17 protein-coding genes and 6 tRNA genes are annotated in these 19,101 nt (G+C 38.1%); 6 read left to right on the top strand and 17 right to left on the bottom strand.

The genetic code is table 11. The features are described from left to right. The first annotated feature begins 84 nt into the window (after positions 1-84). Both ASE01S_RS01125 and ASE01S_RS01130 read left to right on the top strand, forming a co-directional pair. Positions 85-423, top strand: a complete 339-nt coding sequence (locus tag ASE01S_RS01125; RefSeq protein ID WP_067836937.1) for a hypothetical protein — start codon at positions 85-87, stop codon at positions 421-423. An 18-nt stretch (positions 424-441) separates the two neighbouring features. Then, a complete protein-coding gene (locus ASE01S_RS01130; RefSeq protein WP_067836940.1) occupies positions 442-912 on the top strand; it encodes a hypothetical protein in 471 nt (156 codons plus the stop codon). A 210-nt stretch (positions 913-1,122) separates the two neighbouring features. Here ASE01S_RS01130 and ASE01S_RS01135 read toward each other — a convergent pair whose 3' ends face one another. From ASE01S_RS01135 to ASE01S_RS01185, 11 genes are all read right to left on the bottom strand, one after another. Next, entirely contained in the window at positions 1,123-3,255 is a 2,133-nt protein-coding gene (locus ASE01S_RS01135) for a peptidoglycan D,D-transpeptidase FtsI family protein (RefSeq protein ID WP_067836944.1), read from the bottom strand. Between the two features lie 209 nt (positions 3,256-3,464). Next, positions 3,465-4,076, bottom strand: a complete 612-nt coding sequence (locus ASE01S_RS01140) for a superoxide dismutase (RefSeq protein WP_067836947.1) — start codon at positions 4,074-4,076, stop codon at positions 3,465-3,467. Positions 4,077-4,232: 156 nt separating this feature from the next. Beyond that, positions 4,233-4,796, bottom strand: a complete 564-nt coding sequence (locus ASE01S_RS01145) for a TraR/DksA C4-type zinc finger protein (RefSeq protein WP_067836951.1) — start codon at positions 4,794-4,796, stop codon at positions 4,233-4,235. 292 nt (positions 4,797-5,088) lie between these two features. Further along, positions 5,089-5,161, bottom strand: a tRNA-Phe gene (locus ASE01S_RS01150). 45 nt (positions 5,162-5,206) lie between these two features. Next, a tRNA-Ser gene (locus ASE01S_RS01155) sits at positions 5,207-5,299 on the bottom strand. A gap of 9 nt (positions 5,300-5,308) precedes the next feature. After that, a tRNA-Ile gene (locus ASE01S_RS01160) sits at positions 5,309-5,385 on the bottom strand. Between the two features lie 3 nt (positions 5,386-5,388). Next, positions 5,389-5,464 (bottom strand) — tRNA-His (locus ASE01S_RS01165). 21 nt (positions 5,465-5,485) lie between these two features. Then, positions 5,486-5,562: transfer RNA gene (locus ASE01S_RS01170), tRNA-Met, on the bottom strand. An 11-nt stretch (positions 5,563-5,573) separates the two neighbouring features. After that, a tRNA-Asn gene (locus tag ASE01S_RS01175) sits at positions 5,574-5,648 on the bottom strand. Between the two features lie 653 nt (positions 5,649-6,301). Then, positions 6,302-7,948 (bottom strand): Na/Pi cotransporter family protein, encoded by a 1,647-nt coding sequence (locus ASE01S_RS01180; protein WP_067836954.1) that lies wholly within the window; start codon positions 7,946-7,948, stop codon positions 6,302-6,304. A 296-nt stretch (positions 7,949-8,244) separates the two neighbouring features. Further along, positions 8,245-8,874 carry an NfeD family protein gene (locus tag ASE01S_RS01185; RefSeq protein WP_067836957.1) on the bottom strand — a complete coding sequence of 210 codons (630 nt, stop codon included), beginning with the start codon at positions 8,872-8,874 and terminating at the stop codon, positions 8,245-8,247. 66 nt (positions 8,875-8,940) lie between these two features. Between ASE01S_RS01185 and yqfZ the strand changes: the two genes are divergently transcribed. Together yqfZ and ispG are read left to right on the top strand one after the other, a co-directional pair. After that, a complete protein-coding gene (yqfZ, locus tag ASE01S_RS01190; protein WP_067836960.1) occupies positions 8,941-9,279 on the top strand; it encodes a protein YqfZ in 339 nt (112 codons plus the stop codon). A gap of 316 nt (positions 9,280-9,595) precedes the next feature. Beyond that, the gene (gene ispG, locus ASE01S_RS01195; protein ID WP_067836964.1) at positions 9,596-10,696 is read left to right on the top strand and encodes a flavodoxin-dependent (E)-4-hydroxy-3-methylbut-2-enyl-diphosphate synthase; all 1,101 of its coding nucleotides are present in this window, start codon (positions 9,596-9,598) and stop codon (positions 10,694-10,696) included. Between the two features lie 624 nt (positions 10,697-11,320). On the opposite strand, the gene ASE01S_RS01200 is transcribed toward ispG, so the two are convergent. Next, the gene (locus ASE01S_RS01200; RefSeq protein ID WP_067836969.1) at positions 11,321-12,022 is read right to left on the bottom strand and encodes a transglycosylase SLT domain-containing protein; all 702 of its coding nucleotides are present in this window, start codon (positions 12,020-12,022) and stop codon (positions 11,321-11,323) included. A 175-nt stretch (positions 12,023-12,197) separates the two neighbouring features. On the opposite strand from ASE01S_RS01200, the gene ASE01S_RS01205 reads away from it, so the two are divergent. Next, the gene (locus tag ASE01S_RS01205; protein WP_067836973.1) at positions 12,198-12,482 is read left to right on the top strand and encodes a DUF2624 family protein; all 285 of its coding nucleotides are present in this window, start codon (positions 12,198-12,200) and stop codon (positions 12,480-12,482) included. A gap of 125 nt (positions 12,483-12,607) precedes the next feature. Here ASE01S_RS01205 and ASE01S_RS01210 read toward each other — a convergent pair whose 3' ends face one another. Both ASE01S_RS01210 and ASE01S_RS01215 read right to left on the bottom strand, forming a co-directional pair. Continuing rightward, positions 12,608-13,501: a deoxyribonuclease IV gene (locus tag ASE01S_RS01210; protein ID WP_067836977.1), complete on the bottom strand. Its 894-nt coding sequence runs from the start codon at positions 13,499-13,501 to the stop codon at positions 12,608-12,610. 197 nt (positions 13,502-13,698) lie between these two features. After that, on the bottom strand, positions 13,699-15,003 hold the full coding sequence (locus ASE01S_RS01215) for a DEAD/DEAH box helicase (RefSeq protein ID WP_067836981.1): 1,305 nt from the start codon (positions 15,001-15,003) through the stop codon (positions 13,699-13,701). 570 nt (positions 15,004-15,573) lie between these two features. Here ASE01S_RS01215 and ASE01S_RS01220 point away from each other — a divergent pair. After that, on the top strand, positions 15,574-16,515 hold the full coding sequence (locus tag ASE01S_RS01220; protein WP_067836984.1) for a 4-hydroxy-3-methylbut-2-enyl diphosphate reductase: 942 nt from the start codon (positions 15,574-15,576) through the stop codon (positions 16,513-16,515). 55 nt (positions 16,516-16,570) lie between these two features. Here ASE01S_RS01220 and ASE01S_RS01225 read toward each other — a convergent pair whose 3' ends face one another. From ASE01S_RS01225 to ASE01S_RS01235, 3 genes are read right to left on the bottom strand one after another with little or no spacing between them, the layout of a single operon-like run. After that, positions 16,571-17,692, bottom strand: a complete 1,122-nt coding sequence (locus ASE01S_RS01225) for a Nif3-like dinuclear metal center hexameric protein (RefSeq protein ID WP_067836988.1) — start codon at positions 17,690-17,692, stop codon at positions 16,571-16,573. After that, the gene (locus ASE01S_RS01230; RefSeq protein WP_067836991.1) at positions 17,685-18,389 is read right to left on the bottom strand and encodes a tRNA (adenine(22)-N(1))-methyltransferase; all 705 of its coding nucleotides are present in this window, start codon (positions 18,387-18,389) and stop codon (positions 17,685-17,687) included. The genes ASE01S_RS01225 and ASE01S_RS01230 overlap by 8 nt, the downstream gene beginning before the upstream one ends. A 26-nt stretch (positions 18,390-18,415) precedes the next feature. Then, positions 18,416-18,979, bottom strand: coding sequence for a hypothetical protein (locus ASE01S_RS01235; RefSeq protein ID WP_067836996.1), 564 nt, complete (start codon positions 18,977-18,979; stop codon positions 18,416-18,418). Between the last annotated feature and the right edge of the window lie 122 nt (positions 18,980-19,101).

Consider the following 19,101-nt stretch of genomic DNA (forward strand, 5'->3'; position numbering starts at 1 on the left):
CAAGTATTCAGCAATTTTTCTGCATCCATTTTCCTATCAAAAAAAATATGTTATAACTATAACATATAGATCGGGGGAATGAATGTGATATATACGATTGTGGCACTTCTTGTTGTAGGGATAGTTTTACTGATTATCTCCTTTTTCAGTCAAGATAAGTTTAAACAAATTGAGAACCAAATCGAGCAATTATCTTTGTCAACTTTACAAGATAGCTATCAAACAAAGAAAAAATTAAAAGTCTTAGAAGAGGAATTATTACCTAATCAAATTGATTTTGGCGATTTTAAAAAGAAATCATCACCTATTTTTGACCGAGTAGAAAGTATGTATGAAGAGGGTTATAGCATTGCTCAAATAAGTCAAGCTACTCAACTAAGCGAATACGATGTAGAAATGCTGATTAACCAGCTTTCTAATTAGCAGATAAGAGGGATAAAATTGAAACAACCGATTAGACATTTTGCCTTAGGTGTATTAACAGCAACGATAATATTAGCGTTTCAATATATTTATTTTAATACAGAAGACGATGTTAAGCTAGAAAAAAGCGAACCAAGTGAACAAGAAATGATCGATGCGCTTGAGCAGTTAGGTTACTTTATCTCACTTGAAGAACCCATTTATAACGAAAGCACCGAAGCAACGAGTGATAATGAAGCAGACAGTGAAAATGATCAAGGTATCAGTTCAGCAGATATTTATCAATTTACCTTAACGATTAGACCAGGGATGACCATTACGCAAGTGGCAGATTTTTTAATCATGGCTAATCTGATTGATAGCCATGAACAATTTGCAGATTACCTAGCAGAAAACGGCTATGACCGCAATATTCAGATAGGACAATTTCAATTAGCGAGTGACATGTCTCTTGATGAGATTGTAGAAACCATCGCAGTGCGTGAATAAATAAGTAACCTTCTCTTTAACTAAATGACTGGGGTCAAAACAAAACACTTTATATAAGGGTGTTATTTCGCTAGTAAAATACATTTTGCTTATGCTATATTTATCCGTTAAAAAAACCGAAAGTAACTAAAGCCACTAGTTATTTTCGGTTTCTCTTTTCTTTGTTTACTTTTGACATAACTTTTGATAAAAAATTGAAACTTCACTTTTTTAATCGTTTTCGTCTATATTATTCGCCATATCATCAATGGCATTTTCGTCAATACCCGCTTTATCACGTGCTTCTTTCATCTCAAAATAGGTATTAATCAAACGGTTACCAATATTGTGATGGATTCCGCTATGGTTATTTCCTATTCCTGCTTTTGGAACTACAACCGCAAAAGCAATCTCGGGTTCATCGTATGGTGCATAGCCAACTAGAGTTAAATTATTGGTTTGTTGTTGTACACCATTAACATAGAAATGGTTTTGTGCTGTCCCTGTCTTAACTGCGACATTATATGGATTACTCGCCCAGTGACCACTCCCGGTTCCATTTGTAGCAACCTGTCGAAAACCATCCTGTACGCGTTTGATTAGGTGTTCATCCATATCAATTCGATTAAGAACCTCTGGACCATAGCTCTCTAGTACAGGTCCTAAGCTTTCTTTATTGCCATTGGCTTGACGAATTTCCTTAACTATTCGTGGACGAATTCGGTAGCCATCGTTTGCTATCGTTGAAACATATTGTGCCAGTTGTAAGGTCGTATAGGTATCATACTGCCCAATCGCAAAGTCAAGTAGTAAACCACCGTCTTGAACATTGCTACCAACCGCCCCTGTTTCTTCAAAAGGCAAATCGATCCCGGTTTTAGAACCGAGTCCAAATTGATTAAAGTAATTACGCATAATTTGAAAACCCTCTGAGTTAAAGTTACGTAGCGGTTCATTCTCACGATAGGTCGCTCCAGCAATGCGCATTGCAATTTCAAACATATAAACATTCGAGGATTGCTCGATGGCTTTTAAGTCATTGATACTGCCCATGGTTCTCCATGAACTTTTTGTAGGTGTGCCTGCTATTTTAATGGGGCGATCCAGTATATAGGTACCTGGCGCAACCACCCCTGTTTGATAACCCGTTAGCATCGTCGCACCCTTGATCGCTGACCCTGGAATATGCGCATCATAAATAACACGGTGTGGCTGGATGACATATTCGTTCTCTTTACGATCGTAATGAGCTGCTGATAAGGCAAGTACATCGCCAGTCTTAGGGTCTAAGACTGCAACGATCGCATCCTCCATATATTTATTTTCACTAGGGTTCTGACTAATATATTTCTTTAATTCATCGAGCACAATTTGATCGACCTCCTGTTGAAATTCGATATCAACAGTTAAAATCAGATCATTACCACTTTTCCCTTCAATTACCGTTTCAGATCCAATGATATCACCATTGTTGTTGGTTGTATATTGAATAACTTCCTTTTGCCCACGTAGAAAGCTCTCATATTGTTGTTCTAAACCACTAATCCCGACTCGGTCATTCCGACTGTAACCTAGACTAAGGTAATAATCTTGGTATTCTTTTGGAATCCCACGATCAGAAGATGTGATACTACCTAGAAAAGTTGCGAAGGTACTACCATATAACGAGACTCGGTTCCAATCAATTTTTGCATCAATGCCAGGTAATTGGGCAAGATTTTCTGAAATCAAGGCATACTCCGTCTCTGTTACCCCCTCATTTTTAATCGTGTGTGGGGATAGCTCATAAGCTTGATCCAGCTCTTTCTTAATGGCCACAACATTTAATAGATCAGGGTCATCCCAATCATAGATATTATAATCCTCTTCAGTAATATAATCTAACATCTTTTGGTATTGTTCACCAGAAGTAAGCTCTTTATCTTCATTGGTTAGACGATCCTCTGCTTCTTTCAGATGCTTTTTCCCCTTAACCAACCAATATTCCTTCATATCACGCTCTTTAACCATCGACTCCAGTTCCTCAAAATCATCAGACATTGTAAGCATTCCGGCTAACTTCTCAGCTAATTCTAATCGTTTGCTAGCTGTGTCACCATTTTTGGGTGGTGTGTACGTGATCGACCGCTCCGGTTCATTATCTAAAAGTAATTTACCATAGCGATCATACATTAAACCTCTTGGTACTGCGATCGACGCTCGCGTATTTTCAGTTTGATTGACCCGTTCTCGCGCTTCCTCCCCATTCAATATTTGAACAACACCTAGCTGTAAGATTAATAGTGAAAATAGTAGAAATACAAATAGGAATAATATATTTAGGCGTACAGGTAGCTGAGCCCTTTTTTTATTCTTGTCCGCCATTGTGTTCTCCCCTTTTTACTTTGCTGGCTTTATTATAGCATGAATTCCTTTCTTAATGATAGCCATATAACAGCTCTAAAAAAAATTCCTTACAATCTTCGAATTCCTTTAACATCTTATTGTCGAATAGAGATGGCAAGCATTGATTCACAATTAAATACCAACAAAAAATCCAAGTCAATCTGACTTGGATTTTATAAATAAATGTACTATTTGGCGGCTGTGTAAAGCTCAGAAACCTTATTCCAATCCACGACATTCCAGAAAGCTGAAATATAGTCAGGACGTTTATTTTGATACTTTAAGTAGTAAGCATGCTCCCATACATCTAAACCTAATATTGGTGTTTGTCCTTCCATGATCGGCGTATCTTGATTAGGGGTGCTTGTAATAGCCAATTCTCCATTGTCAACAATTAGCCATGCCCAACCAGAACCGAAACGATTCGCTGCAGCTGTAGCGAATTCCTCTTTAAATGCATCAAAGCTACCAAATTTAGCTTTAATTGCATCAGCCAATGCTCCAGTAGGCTCTCCTCCACCATTCGGTGATAAAAGTGTCCAGAATAGGCTATGGTTAGCGTGACCACCACCATTATTTCGAACAGCAGTTTGAATATCTGCAGGCAGCTTAGTTAGATCAGCTAATAGCTCCTCCAATGAAAGATTTGCAAGGTCTGCGTGCCCTTCCAATGCAGCATTTAATTTAGTGACATACGTATTGTGGTGCTTCGTATGGTGAATGTTCATGGTTTCCTTATCAATGTAAGGCTCCAATGCATCATAAGCATAAGGTAATTCTGGCAACTCAAATTTTCCCATAATAAATAGCCTCCTTTTAAATTCCTATTCGAAAGTTCACAAAATGTTCACTTTCATTATAAGTTTTACTTTAGCAAAATACTCCTCAACTAGCAAATTTTTTGCTTAACTATTTTTTATATTCACCAAATTAACTAGGCTTAAACATGTAAATAATTAATCCTGATTATTTTTTTTTCCGTAGCGATCCATATGATCTTCACTTTCCAATGTGGTATTACCCTCCAACATCTCGTTATAATCATCATGATCACCGATAAAGTCAGAAGGGGTCTCTGATGTGCCATAGCGCTCCAAAATTCGCCAGCTATCCACATCATCGTTTTCTAATGAACTATACGAATAATCGATCGTCGTCTCACGATCATTCCTCTTAGCGTGCTCAACGCATACATTTGTAGTCGGTAATGCTCGTAATCGTTCTGGATCTATCGTTTTCCCACAGACGTCACACTGGCCGTACTCATTTTTAGCGATTGCTGCTAAAGCTTGGTTAATATGATTCAGCTCTTCTTGTTCATGTCTGGCTAAGGCAATATCTTTTTCCCGTTCAAATAACTCTGATCCTTGATCTGCCGGATGGTTATCATAATTTGACAACTCCGTTGATTGTTCAGTCTCTGCTTGTGATTGAAACATTTGCTGACGTCTTTCGATAATTTCCTTTTTCCTGGTTATCAATTGATCTTCAATATCTTTTAATAAGGCTGGGTCAAGCATCATTTATCCTCCTAATTAGCATAGCATATATAACATTTATGCTATTATCATTCCTCAATCACCACCAGACTAAACAAAAAAAGTAAACTTGATCCAAAGCCTTTCTGTTTGTCAATTATTACGTTACTATAATTAAGATTTTTCCTATTAAGTGAAGGTATTAAGTTTTACTGATTGGTAAAAGACGATATGATCTCTTGCTTCCAACAGGTTACAGTCACTAGAACACAGATCCAGTCTCCCTGATATAAGCATAAAAAAACAAGCACTAACCTAGGCTTGTTTTAAAAAGTGGCTCGGGACGGAATCGAACCGCCGACACACGGATTTTCAGTCCGTTGCTCTACCGACTGAGCTACCGAGCCTTGATTTAATATACTGTTCTTTCCTACACGTACAATATATATGTATGGCGGAGGAGGAGGGATTCGAACCCCCGCGGGCCGTGAAGCCCCTGTCGGTTTTCAAGACCGATCCCTTCAGCCGGACTTGGGTACTCCTCCGTAAATAAATGGTGGACCCTGCAGGACTCGAACCTGCGACCGATCGGTTATGAGCCGATAGCTCTAACCAACTGAGCTAAGGGTCCTTATGGGGCGACCGGTGGGGATCGAACCCACGCATGTCGGAACCACAATCCGATGTGTTAACCACTTCACCACGACCGCCATAAGATATAATTTGAAAAATGGTAGCGGCGGAGGGAGTCGAACCCACGACCTCACGGGTATGAACCGTACGCTCTCGCCAGCTGAGCTACGCCGCCATTTTTTTAATTGGCTCCACAGGTAGGATTCGAACCTACGACCGATCGGTTAACAGCCGATAGCTCTACCACTGAGCTACTGTGGATCAATATATGATATCGCTAGTATGTACTTATGATAGCGACGGTATATAATATAACATGGATATGAACCGCCGTCAATAGTTTTTTTGAACAAGATTCTTTCACAACAAACATAATATAGCATGAGGCTAGTTACTATTCAATAGTTTTCTGGAAAAATCCTAATATATTATTGATTTCAATCGCATCACATAAGTGAAACTTCGTTAAGTGAGGTTTTGACGCATAGGATGTGCTCGTGCAGACGTTGCGACACGACGTCGCAAACTTAGTCAGCTTCCTCTCTCCCACACTGAACGTTAGTTGAACCCATCGGGCCGTTACTGGCTGTTGGATCTCCCATTTAGAAATTGACGTGTTCCATATTTCTTGAAGGGGAGTCTTGCAAAAGCCCTTCGATGGCGCGAGTAACGCAGCCCCAGCCAGTTACACTCCGATAAACATAACTTGTCGAAGTCAGAAAAAACGATATCATGCTTTTTTCCAACAGAAAAAACGGGAACCAAATCATCAATGATCCGCTTCCGCTTCTCCTTGGAAAACTTACAATAAGTTGTATAACTAAGCTGAGTCTTATCTGCGCCAAATCATATCGTTTTGAACAAAAAAATGTTCGTTAATTGAATCATTCAGCTTTAAGGTTTTCTCTATAAATTTAATGGACAACCTCTGGAATTTTTTCTCCTAATACCATCTCAGCAATATTTAGTGCATGATCACCGATTCGTTCTAAATTACTTAATATATCGACATAAACAATGCCAGAAGAACCTGAACATGTTCCCTCATTTAATCGAATAATATGTTTCTTACGGAAGTTCTTTTCCATACGATCAATTTGATTTTCTAATTTAACCACCTCAAGTCCTTTGATGCGGTCATCGTCATTTAATGCTTCAATAGCCTGTTTAACCGTTCGATTTGTTAATTCAAACATTGCATTCAAATCTTCCTTAGCCTCATCTGTTATGACAATCTTATTCGATATTTTAAACTGAATCAATTCTACAACATTCTCAAAGTGATCACCAATTCGCTCTATATCTCTAACTGAGTCGATTAAGGCTGTATGTTTTTCACTTTCAACATCTGATAACTGTGCACCTGAAAGTTGGACTAAGTACTCTGTAATCTCACGATCAAGCTTGTTCAATGCATTTTCAATTTGGAATGCATGATCAGCATGCTTAGCCTGATGATTGTTTAAAAAGCGGGCCGACTCTTCTAAGCCTCGATAGGCATACTCTCCCATTCGAATAATTTCTTCTTTTGCTTGCTCCAAAGCAACTGTAGGTGTTTGTTGAATAAAAATGGGATCTAAATGAGTAGCTTTAAATTCAATAACTGAATCCTCACCAGGAATAAGCTTCGTAACAAGGAAAGCTAAGAGTCCAATAAAAGGGAATAACAACACTAGATTAGCAATATTAAAGATACCGTGAGCGAAAGCAATCGTCATTTCGGCATTGAGTCCTAGTGCCTGTTGAATATTTGAAATTAATAGCTGATACGGCCCTAGTAGCAATAAGATAATCACAGCACCAATCAGGTTAAAAATAACATGAGTTACAGCAGCCCGTCTTGCAGCAATACTCGCACCAATTGATGCGATAATTGCCGTTATTGTTGTTCCAATATTATTACCAAACAAAACTGGCAAAGTTGCAGCTAAATCCATTGCACCTTGTCCATATAAATTTTGTAAAATACCAATCGTTGCACTTGAGCTTTGAACAATAAAAGTAAAGACAACTCCTATAATTACGCCCAAAATCGGATTAGAAGACATATCGACCGTTAATTCATGAAACGCTTCAAGGTAACGTAATGGGTACAGTCCACTTCCCATCAACTTCAATCCATAAAAAAGTGCACCAAAACCGAAGATCATCAATCCATAATTGGTTATTTTTTGATTCTTAAAGAAAAATAGCATAAGGGCACCAACAGCTAGAATTGGTAAAGCGTATTCCTCAATTTTGATTCCGATAATAAAGGCGGTTATGGTTGTCCCAACATTTGCCCCCATAATCACTCCAATCGATTGGCGTAAGGTCATAAACCCTGCGTTAACTAACCCTACTGCTAACACAGTCGTACCGGAGCTTGTTTGTAGTAACACTGTAACGACTATACCCGCAAGCACTCCCATAAACGGATTACTGGTAAACTTGTCTAAGATATCTTTTAACCGGTCTCCAGCAGCTTTCTGAAGCCCCTCCCCCATATATTTGATACCAAGCAAAAATATCCCTAGTCCACCTAAAAATTCAAAAATTATGTTTTGGATATCTAATTCCACGGATTTTCATCCCTTCATTTTATATTTCATAAACATATAAATCCCTGTCTATTATTAATGAAATATAAACAAAATGTAAAGGTAATTCGACTAAAATTTACACTAAATTTACACAGAGTACTTTTAGCGAAACGAAATGCAGGAAACAGCACGGACCGCTTCTAAGTTATCTTTCCCAAACTGACGTATCTTAACAGTTGCCTTTAAAACAGAACAAAGCTTTCGTCAAATCGCATTTGATGAAAGCTTTGTTTAAGGAGCAATCTGCTTCTATTTACCTAATTCCTTTAAATTTATCAATCGACTATTTCTACAAGTATCCGTGTGCCATCAACTTGTTTAACGACAACTTTTACATCATGAGAGATCCAATGACCGTTTGAAATGGCACTGTATTCCTCACCATTTATTTTAATTTTTCCGACTGGACGCATATCTGTAAGGGTTATTCCTGTTTCACCTAGAAGTTTTCGATAATTTCTATTCATGGAACTATAGCCACTATCATCGGTAAGCTGATCTAACAAGGTAATTTTACTCCACATATTACGTCGTGGTAATACTTTTATCCAAAATAGCGACATTACTGCGCCAACAATTAAGCCAACGACTGCATATAATCCAACCACCCAATTTGGGGAGCTAGCGCCAACCGATATAATCATAAGAATTGCGCCAATACCAGCAAGTGATCCGTCATTAATAAATTGTCCATCAATAAATATAAATAGGATCCCTACGATATATAATACAGCCATCGTTAAGAACATCGAAGGATCAAGATAAGCGAGAAAATAAACTGTCATTAAAATAAGACCTAAACCTGCAAATATTCCTTTGGCATTTACTAGCAGCTCACCTATTAAAAAAAGAGTAGCCAAGCCGACAATAAAAAAACTTAGCCACTCAAAATTAAACCATTCCATCATAATCCACTCCTTCGATCTATATATATTTTACTAGCATTAAATCCAAGTTTAAGGATGAGGTCAATGTCTAGTAGAAGTAAAAGTATCATTACTATTCTTTTTCTCTTATTTATATACGCCTGTTTAAAGGATCTAAGCCATGTTATTAGTCAAGATCCTCATTCCTCATTAAATTCATCCTATTTATATTATGATCATAATTCCCAAAGCTTTCAAGTTATTTCTTATCAAGTCCAACAGGGAGATCAATGGCTTTCCATTATTGAGCAAATAAATGACAGTCAAATTCATAACATTGAGCAAGCAATGACTGATTTCCTTTCACTCAATCCTAAAGCAGACCCTTATCAATTAAAGATTGGACGCGTCTATTTATTTCCTGTGTATCATGAGAATGGATAATGTATTTTAAAAAACGGACCAGGTGTTTTTTTACTGCAAAAGTTAACTGACTCCATGATTTGTTTAAATCATCATTTCAGTTGCTAGAACATGTCTTAGCAAAGGGTTGCCTTTTGGATATGTCCACCTCATTTCGTACCAGTTTAGAATACACATTAACTATATTCAAAAATTTCACAGATAAAATTGCCATGTAATCGAATATCAAAATGTCAAAGGTTTCGACTTCTCTTTTAATCTGATAACCTATATAATTAAATATAGAATGTATAAATTTATTTAGTTCATGTTAGTTAACAAAAGGAGCGTTTAAGCAATGGCTTTAATACACAGAAAGAATACTCGTCCAGTTAAGGTGGGAAATCTGGTCATTGGTGGGAAGGATCAAGTAATCATCCAGTCAATGACAACGACGAAGACACATGATGTCGAAGCAACGGTAGCAGAAATTAATCGATTAGAAGAAGCAGGCTGTCAAATCGTTCGAGTAGCTTGTCCTGATGATCGAGCTGCTGAAGCAATTCCAGCAATTAAAGCACGAATTAATATACCATTAGTTGTTGATATTCACTTCAATTATAAGCTTGCTTTAAAAGCTATTGAAGGTGGAGCCGATAAAATTAGAATTAACCCTGGTAATATTGGTAAGAGAGATAAGGTTGAAGCAGTCGTAAATGCGGCAAAAGCAAAAGGCATCCCTATTCGAATCGGTGTTAATGCAGGATCACTTGAGCGACACATTCTAGAGAAATACGGCTATCCAACTGCCGATGGAATGGTAGAAAGCGCCTTGCATCATATTAAAATCTTAGAAGAATTAGATTTCCATGATATCATTGTTTCATTAAAAGCTTCGGATGTTAAGTTAGCCATTGAAGCTTATGAAAAAGCGGCAGAGATTATTGAATATCCGCTTCATCTTGGCATTACTGAATCTGGCACCCTCTTTGCAGGAAGTATTAAAAGTGCTGCTGGAATGGGGGCAATCTTGAGCAAAGGGATTGGAAATACAATGCGTATTTCTTTGAGTGCTGATCCTGTTGAAGAAGTCAAAGTCGCACGAGAGCTTTTGAAATCATTTGGCTTAGCAGCTAATGCCGCTACACTTATTTCATGTCCTACCTGTGGCCGAATTGAGATCGACTTAATTTCAATTGCTAATGAAGTCGAGACGTATATTTCTAAAATTAAAGCCCCAATAAAGGTTGCCGTATTAGGCTGTGCAGTTAATGGTCCAGGAGAAGCACGTGAAGCTGACATTGGAATTGCTGGAGCTAGAGGTGAAGGTTTATTATTTCGACACGGTGAAATTATTCGCAAGGTTCCTGAAGAAATCATGGTTGATGAGTTAAAAAAAGAGGTTGATAAGCTAGCTGCTGAGTATTTGGCAAAGCAAGAAGCAGGTGCTGAATTGTAATAAAGGCTCTTAGCTGGTAAAAGATGATTAAGCAGACAGATGAAAACAAATGCTACAGCTTTAACCATAAAGCTGTAGCATTTGTTGATTACTAGTCTAATTGAGTGTTTGGCTTAAATTCCCTATTTCATCCTTAGCAAAGCAGGTGATGTGAACACCCCATACTATAACTCACTAAGCAGATCAAATGCACCTTAGCGATTTGCGCCCAGTTTTTTCGAGGCTTTGCTCGAAAAATTCCCACTAAAAATCTGTGGCATCCGCAGGAGGCTTTAACTTTATTCAGCTGGGGTTTGCCTCTCCCCTGAGTGGTAGCCAATAGGCATCCATCTCACCACTTATAGCAGCGGAGATTTCTGTTGAATAAAGTGAAACTTCGTTCAGTGGGGGTTCGACGCATAGGATGTGCTCGTGCAAACGTTTTGACACGACGTCGCGAACTTAGTCAGCTTACTCTCTCCCCCACTGAACGTTAGTTGAACCAATCGGGCCGTTACTGGCTGTTGGATCTCCCCCTTAGACATGACGGGTTCCCTTTTTTCTTGAAGGGGGAGGCTTACAAAAGCCCTTCGATGGGGCGAGTAATCGTACCCCAGCCAGTTATACTGCGATAAAGTTAAATCATTAATAAGTCATAACAATGGTATGATGGTGTTCTTTAGCTTGTGACTGAATTTGTTGTGCATATTCACTTTTAGCATGACCGTTCTCTTCTTTATATTGCTCCATTCCGGTCATTCCACGATGGTAAGCTGTTAAAGCTTCATCCCAATTATCATATTTATGATAAAGAAAGTCTAAATACACAACGGCTAATTGAATTGAATAGTAGGGATCAAACAATAGCTCATCATTGTATGGTAAACCGGCTATCTCCGCTATCCATGGTGCAGTATTAAGCATAAATTGTGACATCCCATATGCCCGCCCATAGCGAGTCTCTGGCCCGATCAACTCTGGATCAAAGGTCTTCCCTGTTTCAACCTTTAGCAATTCATAAATAAGAAAAGGATCTAAGCGATAATTCTTAGCTTCATTAGCTAAGTAAAGCGCCCATGTTTTTTTAAACTGTCCATAGCTATCTTCAACCATCTGCTCTGCTATTTGTTCAATTTGATGCCAATGCTGAAAGTCGTCAGTCAACGTGGCCGTAAAAAATTGATTGTGATAGCTGAGTTCAGCCTCAAGCTGATTATTTCGAGCAGATAGTGCTTGATTCTCTTGTTCTAGTTCTGTCAATCGTACTTGATCATAATTTCTGTATAATAATAAAGTAAGGGCTGAAATAAATAGTACGATTAACAAAATAATGCCATTTTGTTTCATTTCTTAATTTACCTCTCTTTCTTCACATTACAAATGGTTATCCTACCTTAAAAAGCAGATTAATGCAACTTTTTCACACCCAACTTACAATATAATGGTAAACTTTTACTCCATTAAACATATATTAGCTTATAGTGGTAGTTGGCAGCGATTAAATTCGAAAAGGAGGAAAAAGATGAATCTTGTCTTAAAACAGCTCGTTCGAAATAAATTACAACAGATAACCGCTTTGGAGCTTAAAAGTTATGCTAATGAATATAACGTCCCGCTTACTGATCATCAGGCTCAGCAAATTGTTAATATTCTAAGACAACAAAATTATGACCCTTTTAACAAAGAGGACCTCGCCATTAAATTTCAACAGCTTGCATCGATTACCGATCAGGTAACAGCGGATAAAGCCAAAGCTATCCTTGATCAATTTATCCAACAGTATGGCGTTGCAGAATGGTTTAAATAAGGTTTTAGTTGAGCGTCTTCTATTTAATGTAAAATTAAATCCAGTCCTAATCGTGTGCTTGTTTAGCCAAAACAAAGCACCCCGCAATTTCAGACTAAGCTCTAAAATCACGGGGTGCTAAACGATTACGATTGATTCATAATCAACGCTTTTAGCTCTGGCTCAAACTTCTTCGTCTTTAGCATTTCAATTTCATATTTATATGGTGGTTTTTTACTATTTTTGTCTGCACCAACATAAGGTGTTTCTAAAATTTTTGGTAAATCACTTAACTGTGGATGATGAACAATATAGTTTAATGCATCAAATCCAATATATCCAAATCCAATATTCTCATGTCTATCCTTACCTGCACCTTTTTCATTTTTACTGTCATTAACATGAACAACCTTTAATCGATCAATTCCTACAATCTTATCAAACTGATCCAAAACCTTGTCAAAATCATTGACAATATCATAGCCAGCATCATGTACGTGGCAAGTATCAAAGCAAACAGAGAGTCGTTCATTAGCATGAACACCGTCCATTATCATTGCTAGTTCTTCAAATGTTTTGCCTAGCTCTGAACCTTTTCCAGCCATTGTCTCTAAAGCAATTTGGACATCATGGTTTTTGGTCAAGACCTCATCTAACCCTTCAACAATACGTGCTATTCCCTTTTCAACTCCAGCACCTACGTGAGCACCGGGATGAAGGACGATTTGTTTAGCACCAATAGACGCTGTCCGTTCAATTTCGCTTTGCATAAAGGTAACGGCAAGCTCAAAGGTTTCTGCTTTAGTCGTATTACCTAGATTAATAATATAAGGCGCATGAACAATAATATCATTGACTCCATTCTCTTTCATGTGCTCAAGTCCTGCCTCAATATTTAATTCTGCAATGGCTTTTCTCCTAGTATTTTGAGGTGCTCCAGTATAAATCATCATAGCAGAAGCGCCGTAGCTTACGGCTTCCTCACTAGATGCCAACAGCATTTTTTTCCCACTCATTGATACATGCGATCCTATTTTCATGTTTCTCCACCCCGTTTTAATTTGTCTAATTTCACTTGATTAGCATAACATAACATTTGGATCATCTATGGTGTGTTTAATACTTCTGATCTGCTGGGCCAAGTCTAAGCTTGTCGATCATGCGCTTGGAGCGTCATATTTCCCTAGTAAAACAACTCCATGTCTAATCTCTTCACATGACATCTCAGCAGCACGCACTACTGTTTTCGTTTTAACTGACGTTTTATTCTCTCTTGCTGTCGTTTCATTTTCTTTTTATAGCCAGGTTTGATTTTGGCTGGCTTTCTTACACGTCTCCATGCCTCTTGGTCAAGATCATGTCCTTGTTTTTTCCGTTTGGCACGCTCATTCCAAGACTTTAATTCCTTCCATTCACCTTGATGGATATCATACGTTGTGAAAGCTATCCCTCTCTCCTCAAGCTTATTAAGGAGCTGATAATCTTGATCGGTATATAAACTGATAGCTGTCCCTTCCATCCCTGCTCGTGCTGTTCGACCAACACGGTGGATGTAAAACTCTTCTTCTTTAGGTAGCTGTGCATTAATCACATGGCTTACACCCTTAATATCAATCCCTCGTGCAGCAAGGTCTGTTGCGACAAGATATTGAAATTTAAGTGCTTGAATATCTTTCAGAACCCGTTTACGCTCTCGAGCAGCTAGTCCACCATGGATAAGGCCAACGTCAATTTGCTGTGCCTGTAAACTTTCAAATAATTGGTCAGCCTCTGCCTTACCATTCGTAAATATAATCGCTAAGTAAGGATTGATCAACTTTGTGATATGATGAATAACTTCGGCAGGTTCGCGATGTCGTAATGGTATTAAACGATGCTCAATTGTTTCAGGAGCAAATTGATCCTTAATATGAAAAAAGGATGGTTGATGTAAATACTTTTTTAAAAAAGGCTGAAGCCGCTCCGGGATAGTTGCAGAAAAAACTAATACTTGAATGTCTGGATTAGCTCGTACTAACATTTGGTCAATTTCCTCAATTAAACCGAGATCAAGCATTAAATCAGCCTCATCAACGACAAAGGAGCGAGCGGAAAAGAGATCAATGGCCCCCTCCTTAATTAAGTCCAATAACCGCCCAGGTGTTGCTACAATAATTTGCGGTTGTTCCCTAAGCTTCTCTATTGTCCGTTTTTTATCTGTACCGCCAATAAAAAGCTTTGCCTTAATCTCATCTTCTTTTCCAGCAAAGCTTATCACTTTCTTAACCTCATCAAAAATTTGTCTAGCTAGCTCTCTAGTAGGTGAGGTAATGACAAATTGTACCTCTTGCTTTTCCAGAGCTAAACTGCTGAAAAGTGGCAACAAGAAGGCATGTGTTTTGCCGGATCCTGTATGAGATTGTCCAATGACACTCTCACCTCTTAATATAGCTGGAATAACCCGTTGCTGGATCGGTGTTGGATGTTTAAATTGGAGTTGGTCAATAATCTCGTGTATCCAGGGAGATAAATTATATTCGTTAAAATAGTGTTGTTGTTTCATTATAAAGCTCCTCATTTGAATCTGTTATCTTTTCTATTATAGTGGAGTTTGGTTCAAAATGCACATCTTTAACGCTAAACGAGTTAATGCTTTGACTGAGACCCGATCATGGATAAATAGCACGCGACTCACTTTGGTGTCTTCATTGACCTATATAAGATAGTTTCTCTGTTTCGGATTAATCTATTAAAACGGTGATAAATGTCACTTCCCAGTGTTAGTTAGTATCTAGAGTACCGTGCTTTGTTGGCTCTAAATTTGACTTTATTAGACTTATTACACGTGGTTAAGCGTATCGTACTAGACCTGCTATAATTTATTTTTGTTTTTTCATATCTTTTTCTTTATAATGTAACTAATGATTAGCATACATAAAAGCCATTTGTTAAGTCAGGCGAAAAACCGACATGGGGCTATTTTTCAGAAAGAGAATTGGTAAATGTTACGCAGAGCTTAGCTGTGCCGTTCGATTTTTACAAGTCGAAATGTAACACAGATAACATTTTATCACAAATTTTATGCAATGCTAATGATCACAATTGTTAGAATACTGACTAGGGGGAAATAGTCATGGAAGTTATTAAAATAGCACCGCGTGGGTATTGCTATGGAGTTGTAGATGCCATGGTTATTGCTCAAAATGCGGTGAAAGATAAGAACCTGCCTAGGCCCATTTATATCCTCGGTATGATTGTGCATAACCAACACGTTACCGAAGCCTTTAAGGCAGAGGGCGTCATTACATTAGATGGTAAAAATCGTGCCGACCTTTTGGATGACATTAACCATGGCACAGTTATTTTTACCGCACATGGTGTTTCTCCTGCTGTAAAGGAAAAGGCCAAAGCAAAAGGGTTAACCGTTTTAGACGCAACGTGTCCAGATGTGACACGAACCCATGATTTAATTTATAATCGCGTACAGCAAGGCTATAAAATCATCTATATCGGAAAGAAAGGACATCCCGAGCCAGAAGGAGCCGTTGGCATTGCTCCTGATCATATTTATCTTGTCCAAACTGAGGCGGATGTAGAAGCTTTAATGATTAAACATGATAAGATATTGGTCACGAACCAAACAACGATGAGTCAGTGGGATGTGTATGATGTCATGCAAGCCGTTAAAGCCAAGTTTCCTCAGACGGAAATGGTTCAAGAGATCTGTATGGCTACACAGGTAAGGCAGGAGGCTGTAGCTGAACAGGCAAAGGAAGCTGATCTTACTTTAGTTGTTGGTGATCCGCGCAGCAATAATTCTAATCGACTCGCTCAAGTATCAAAAGAAATTGCGGGGACCAAAGCTTATCGAATTGCTGATTTATCAGAACTGCAACTAGATTGGCTATCTGGAGTAAATAAGGTAGCGATTACAGCCGGCGCCTCAACACCTACCCTGATTACCAAAGAGGTCATTAAGTTTGTTGAGCAATATGACCCTGAAGATCCCTCAACTTGGGATACACAGACAAAAGTAAAACAGGAAAAAATACTACCAAAGGTTAAATCTAAATAGTTGGAGTATAAGAAAGGATTGATATCAATCCTTTCTCTATACTCTTTTACTGATGCTACATATATATAAATGGATCAGTATTTACCTCGGTAGTGACGATTTCAATATCAAGAGTTTGATCAGCTAGCTTAACTTTTAAGTCATTTTGTAGTCCCGTTATCATCACTTTTTCAATATAATGACCTGGATCAATCAAAGCCAAACCCAATGCTTCAGCGTCCTGTGCTTGGTGAAAGGTCAGATCACCCGTGACATAAACATCTGCCCCTAACCTTTTTGCTTGTCTGAAGTATTTTTCACCACTGCCTCCAAGTACAGCTACTTTAGCTACAATTTGCTCTGGATCACCCGTTATTCGTAAGCCTTGAAGCTGAAATGTGTTCTTAATCTGTTCTGCAAATTGTCCGAGCCTAATCGGATGTTTGAGCTTCCCAATTCGTCCTAAACCTTGTACACGACCTTGATTAGCTAATTCGATTAGATCATAGGCAGGTTCTTCGTATGGATGAACGTTAATAAGCTTGGTGATAACTGGTTTTATTAACGGTTCTGGGAGAATATACTCAAGCTTAGTTTCTTCAACATACTCTTTTTCCCCTTTTTGTCCAATAAAAGGGTCCGAACCTTGCTCAGGCTTAAATGTGCCTGTCCCTTGAATTCGAAATGAGCATTCTGAATAATCACCTAACTGACCAACGCCTAAATGAGTTAAGGCTAGATCAACCTCATCAACATGGCTATTAGGAACATAGACATGCAATTTATATAGTTTCTCTTCATATTCAGGCAACATAACCTTTACTTCTTCTAGCTTAAGACAGGTGGCTAGCCAGTCATTGACACCACCAGAGGCAATATCTAAATTAGTATGAGCAGCATAGACAGCAATATTTGAACAGATCAGTTTACGTATTACCCGACCGATTGGCTCAGCGAAATTAATTTGTTTTAAAGGTTTAAATAATAAGGGATGATGAGCTATAATAAGCTGTGCTCCTACCTCAATTGCCTCATCAACAACCGCTTCATTGACATCAAGTGTTGTCAAAATACAATTAACCTCTGCTGATAGATCGCCAATTTGTAATCCGACATTATCCCAATCATAAGCAAGCTTTTTAGGTGCCCATTGTTCAAGTATATTGATTATTTTCCCTACCGTACATGATTTACTCATCTTTTAACACCTCGTTTATCCACGCGAGTTCTTTTTCAAATTGATTGATCTTCTCTCGATCAATCTGTTTAGCATATTGCATCTCAGCTAGAATACGTAATCGCTTCTTTTGTTCAGATTTCCACTTATGATAAAAAGCCGTATTTTTCTGTTTGGATAATATCGGTCCAAATAATAATTCCTGCTCCGTATATTCGACTTGTTTATTGGCTGTTTTTGGCTCAGCAACTAAAATCTCATAGATATGACCATCTTCCTTGAGGATGGTTTCATCGATCAAGCAAAAATTATGCTTGACTAGCCAATCACGGACAAGTCTAGCTTCAACATTTGGTTGCAAAATTAACCGTTTAATCCCGGCTAGTTTTTCCTTTCCTTGATCCAGAATGGTACGAATTAGCCCACCACCCATGCCAGCAATTACAATTTGTTTGATCGATCGATCACCCAATACTGTTAGGCCGTCTCCTTTGATAACTTCAATTTGATCTGATAAATTGAAAGCACGAACATGGGCAAGAGCTGATTGATAGGGGCCATCATTTAGCTCTCCTGCAATAGCACGAGCAGAAGGATCTAGCCGACAAACAACAACAGGCAAATAAGCATGATCACTGCCAATATCAGCAAAGTATGCCCCTTTCGGTAAATAACTTGCTATAGCTTGTAATCTGCTTGACAATACATTTTCATTCATTTCGTAAAACTCCCTACTCCATCACATTACCATAAGATTGTAGCAACACTGGCACCAAAACCGATGATACTTAGTCCTATTAGCCAATAATTCTTTTGCTTAATACCAAGATAAAGCCAAATAAACAATTGTAGAAATACGATAAATGCGAGCGTATAATAATGATTAACCCACCGGTTAACCATGTAAACCGTAATAGCAAAAATATTAAGTAATAAAATTAAAATAATATATGGTTTAGCGACTTGTACCCGTACAAGTTGATAGCGATATAAATAAATACTCATAATAAGAGCAAGCAATAAAATAATCACTGATATGATCCAATTCGTTTGAAGCAGGTAAATAACTGATATCGCAAGCGGTGCTACAATTAGATTAATAAATAATATGAGTAAAACCATTGGATTAATTAAGTCCCGAATGTCAGCAGTCTCTGACTTTTCATTTGGTAACGGATCTGTCGTTTCGAGTTGCTCCCCCTCGGTATATAGTGCAAATAGAAAATCACAATAATGGTCAGGTAAAAGGTGATTTTCTTTCCAATAGCGTATTTCATTAATAATGACTGCTCTTCTTTGTTCGTCCATTTGACATCACCTCGCGAGCAATGGCTAAATTTTAATGCTAAGCTCAATGAGAAGTTCTTAAGTTTTGGAAACCGTCACTGTAAAAAAAAAGAGTCAATCAGCTTCAATTGTTGCTCAACTGA

This window comes from Amphibacillus sediminis NBRC 103570, from assembly GCF_001552275.1.
Classification (GTDB): domain Bacteria; phylum Bacillota; class Bacilli; order Bacillales; family Amphibacillaceae; genus Amphibacillus_B; species Amphibacillus_B sediminis.

Coding starts and splice junctions, on each gene's coding strand:
- ASE01S_RS01135 (WP_067836944.1), bottom strand. CDS start 3,255: ATGGCGGACAAGAATAAAAAAAGGGCTCAGCTACCTGTACGCCTAAAT.
- ASE01S_RS01140 (WP_067836947.1), bottom strand. CDS start 4,076: ATGGGAAAATTTGAGTTGCCAGAATTACCTTATGCTTATGATGCATTG.
- ASE01S_RS01145 (WP_067836951.1), bottom strand. CDS start 4,796: ATGCTTGACCCAGCCTTATTAAAAGATATTGAAGATCAATTGATAACC.
- ASE01S_RS01185 (WP_067836957.1), bottom strand. CDS start 8,874: ATGGAATGGTTTAATTTTGAGTGGCTAAGTTTTTTTATTGTCGGCTTG.
- yqfZ (WP_067836960.1), top strand. CDS start 8,941: ATGTCTAGTAGAAGTAAAAGTATCATTACTATTCTTTTTCTCTTATTT.
- ispG (WP_067836964.1), top strand. CDS start 9,596: ATGGCTTTAATACACAGAAAGAATACTCGTCCAGTTAAGGTGGGAAAT.
- ASE01S_RS01200 (WP_067836969.1), bottom strand. CDS start 12,022: ATGAAACAAAATGGCATTATTTTGTTAATCGTACTATTTATTTCAGCC.
- ASE01S_RS01205 (WP_067836973.1), top strand. CDS start 12,198: ATGAATCTTGTCTTAAAACAGCTCGTTCGAAATAAATTACAACAGATA.
- ASE01S_RS01210 (WP_067836977.1), bottom strand. CDS start 13,501: ATGAAAATAGGATCGCATGTATCAATGAGTGGGAAAAAAATGCTGTTG.
- ASE01S_RS01215 (WP_067836981.1), bottom strand. CDS start 15,003: ATGAAACAACAACACTATTTTAACGAATATAATTTATCTCCCTGGATA.
- ASE01S_RS01220 (WP_067836984.1), top strand. CDS start 15,574: ATGGAAGTTATTAAAATAGCACCGCGTGGGTATTGCTATGGAGTTGTA.
- ASE01S_RS01225 (WP_067836988.1), bottom strand. CDS start 17,692: ATGAGTAAATCATGTACGGTAGGGAAAATAATCAATATACTTGAACAA.
- ASE01S_RS01230 (WP_067836991.1), bottom strand. CDS start 18,389: ATGAATGAAAATGTATTGTCAAGCAGATTACAAGCTATAGCAAGTTAT.
- ASE01S_RS01235 (WP_067836996.1), bottom strand. CDS start 18,979: ATGGACGAACAAAGAAGAGCAGTCATTATTAATGAAATACGCTATTGG.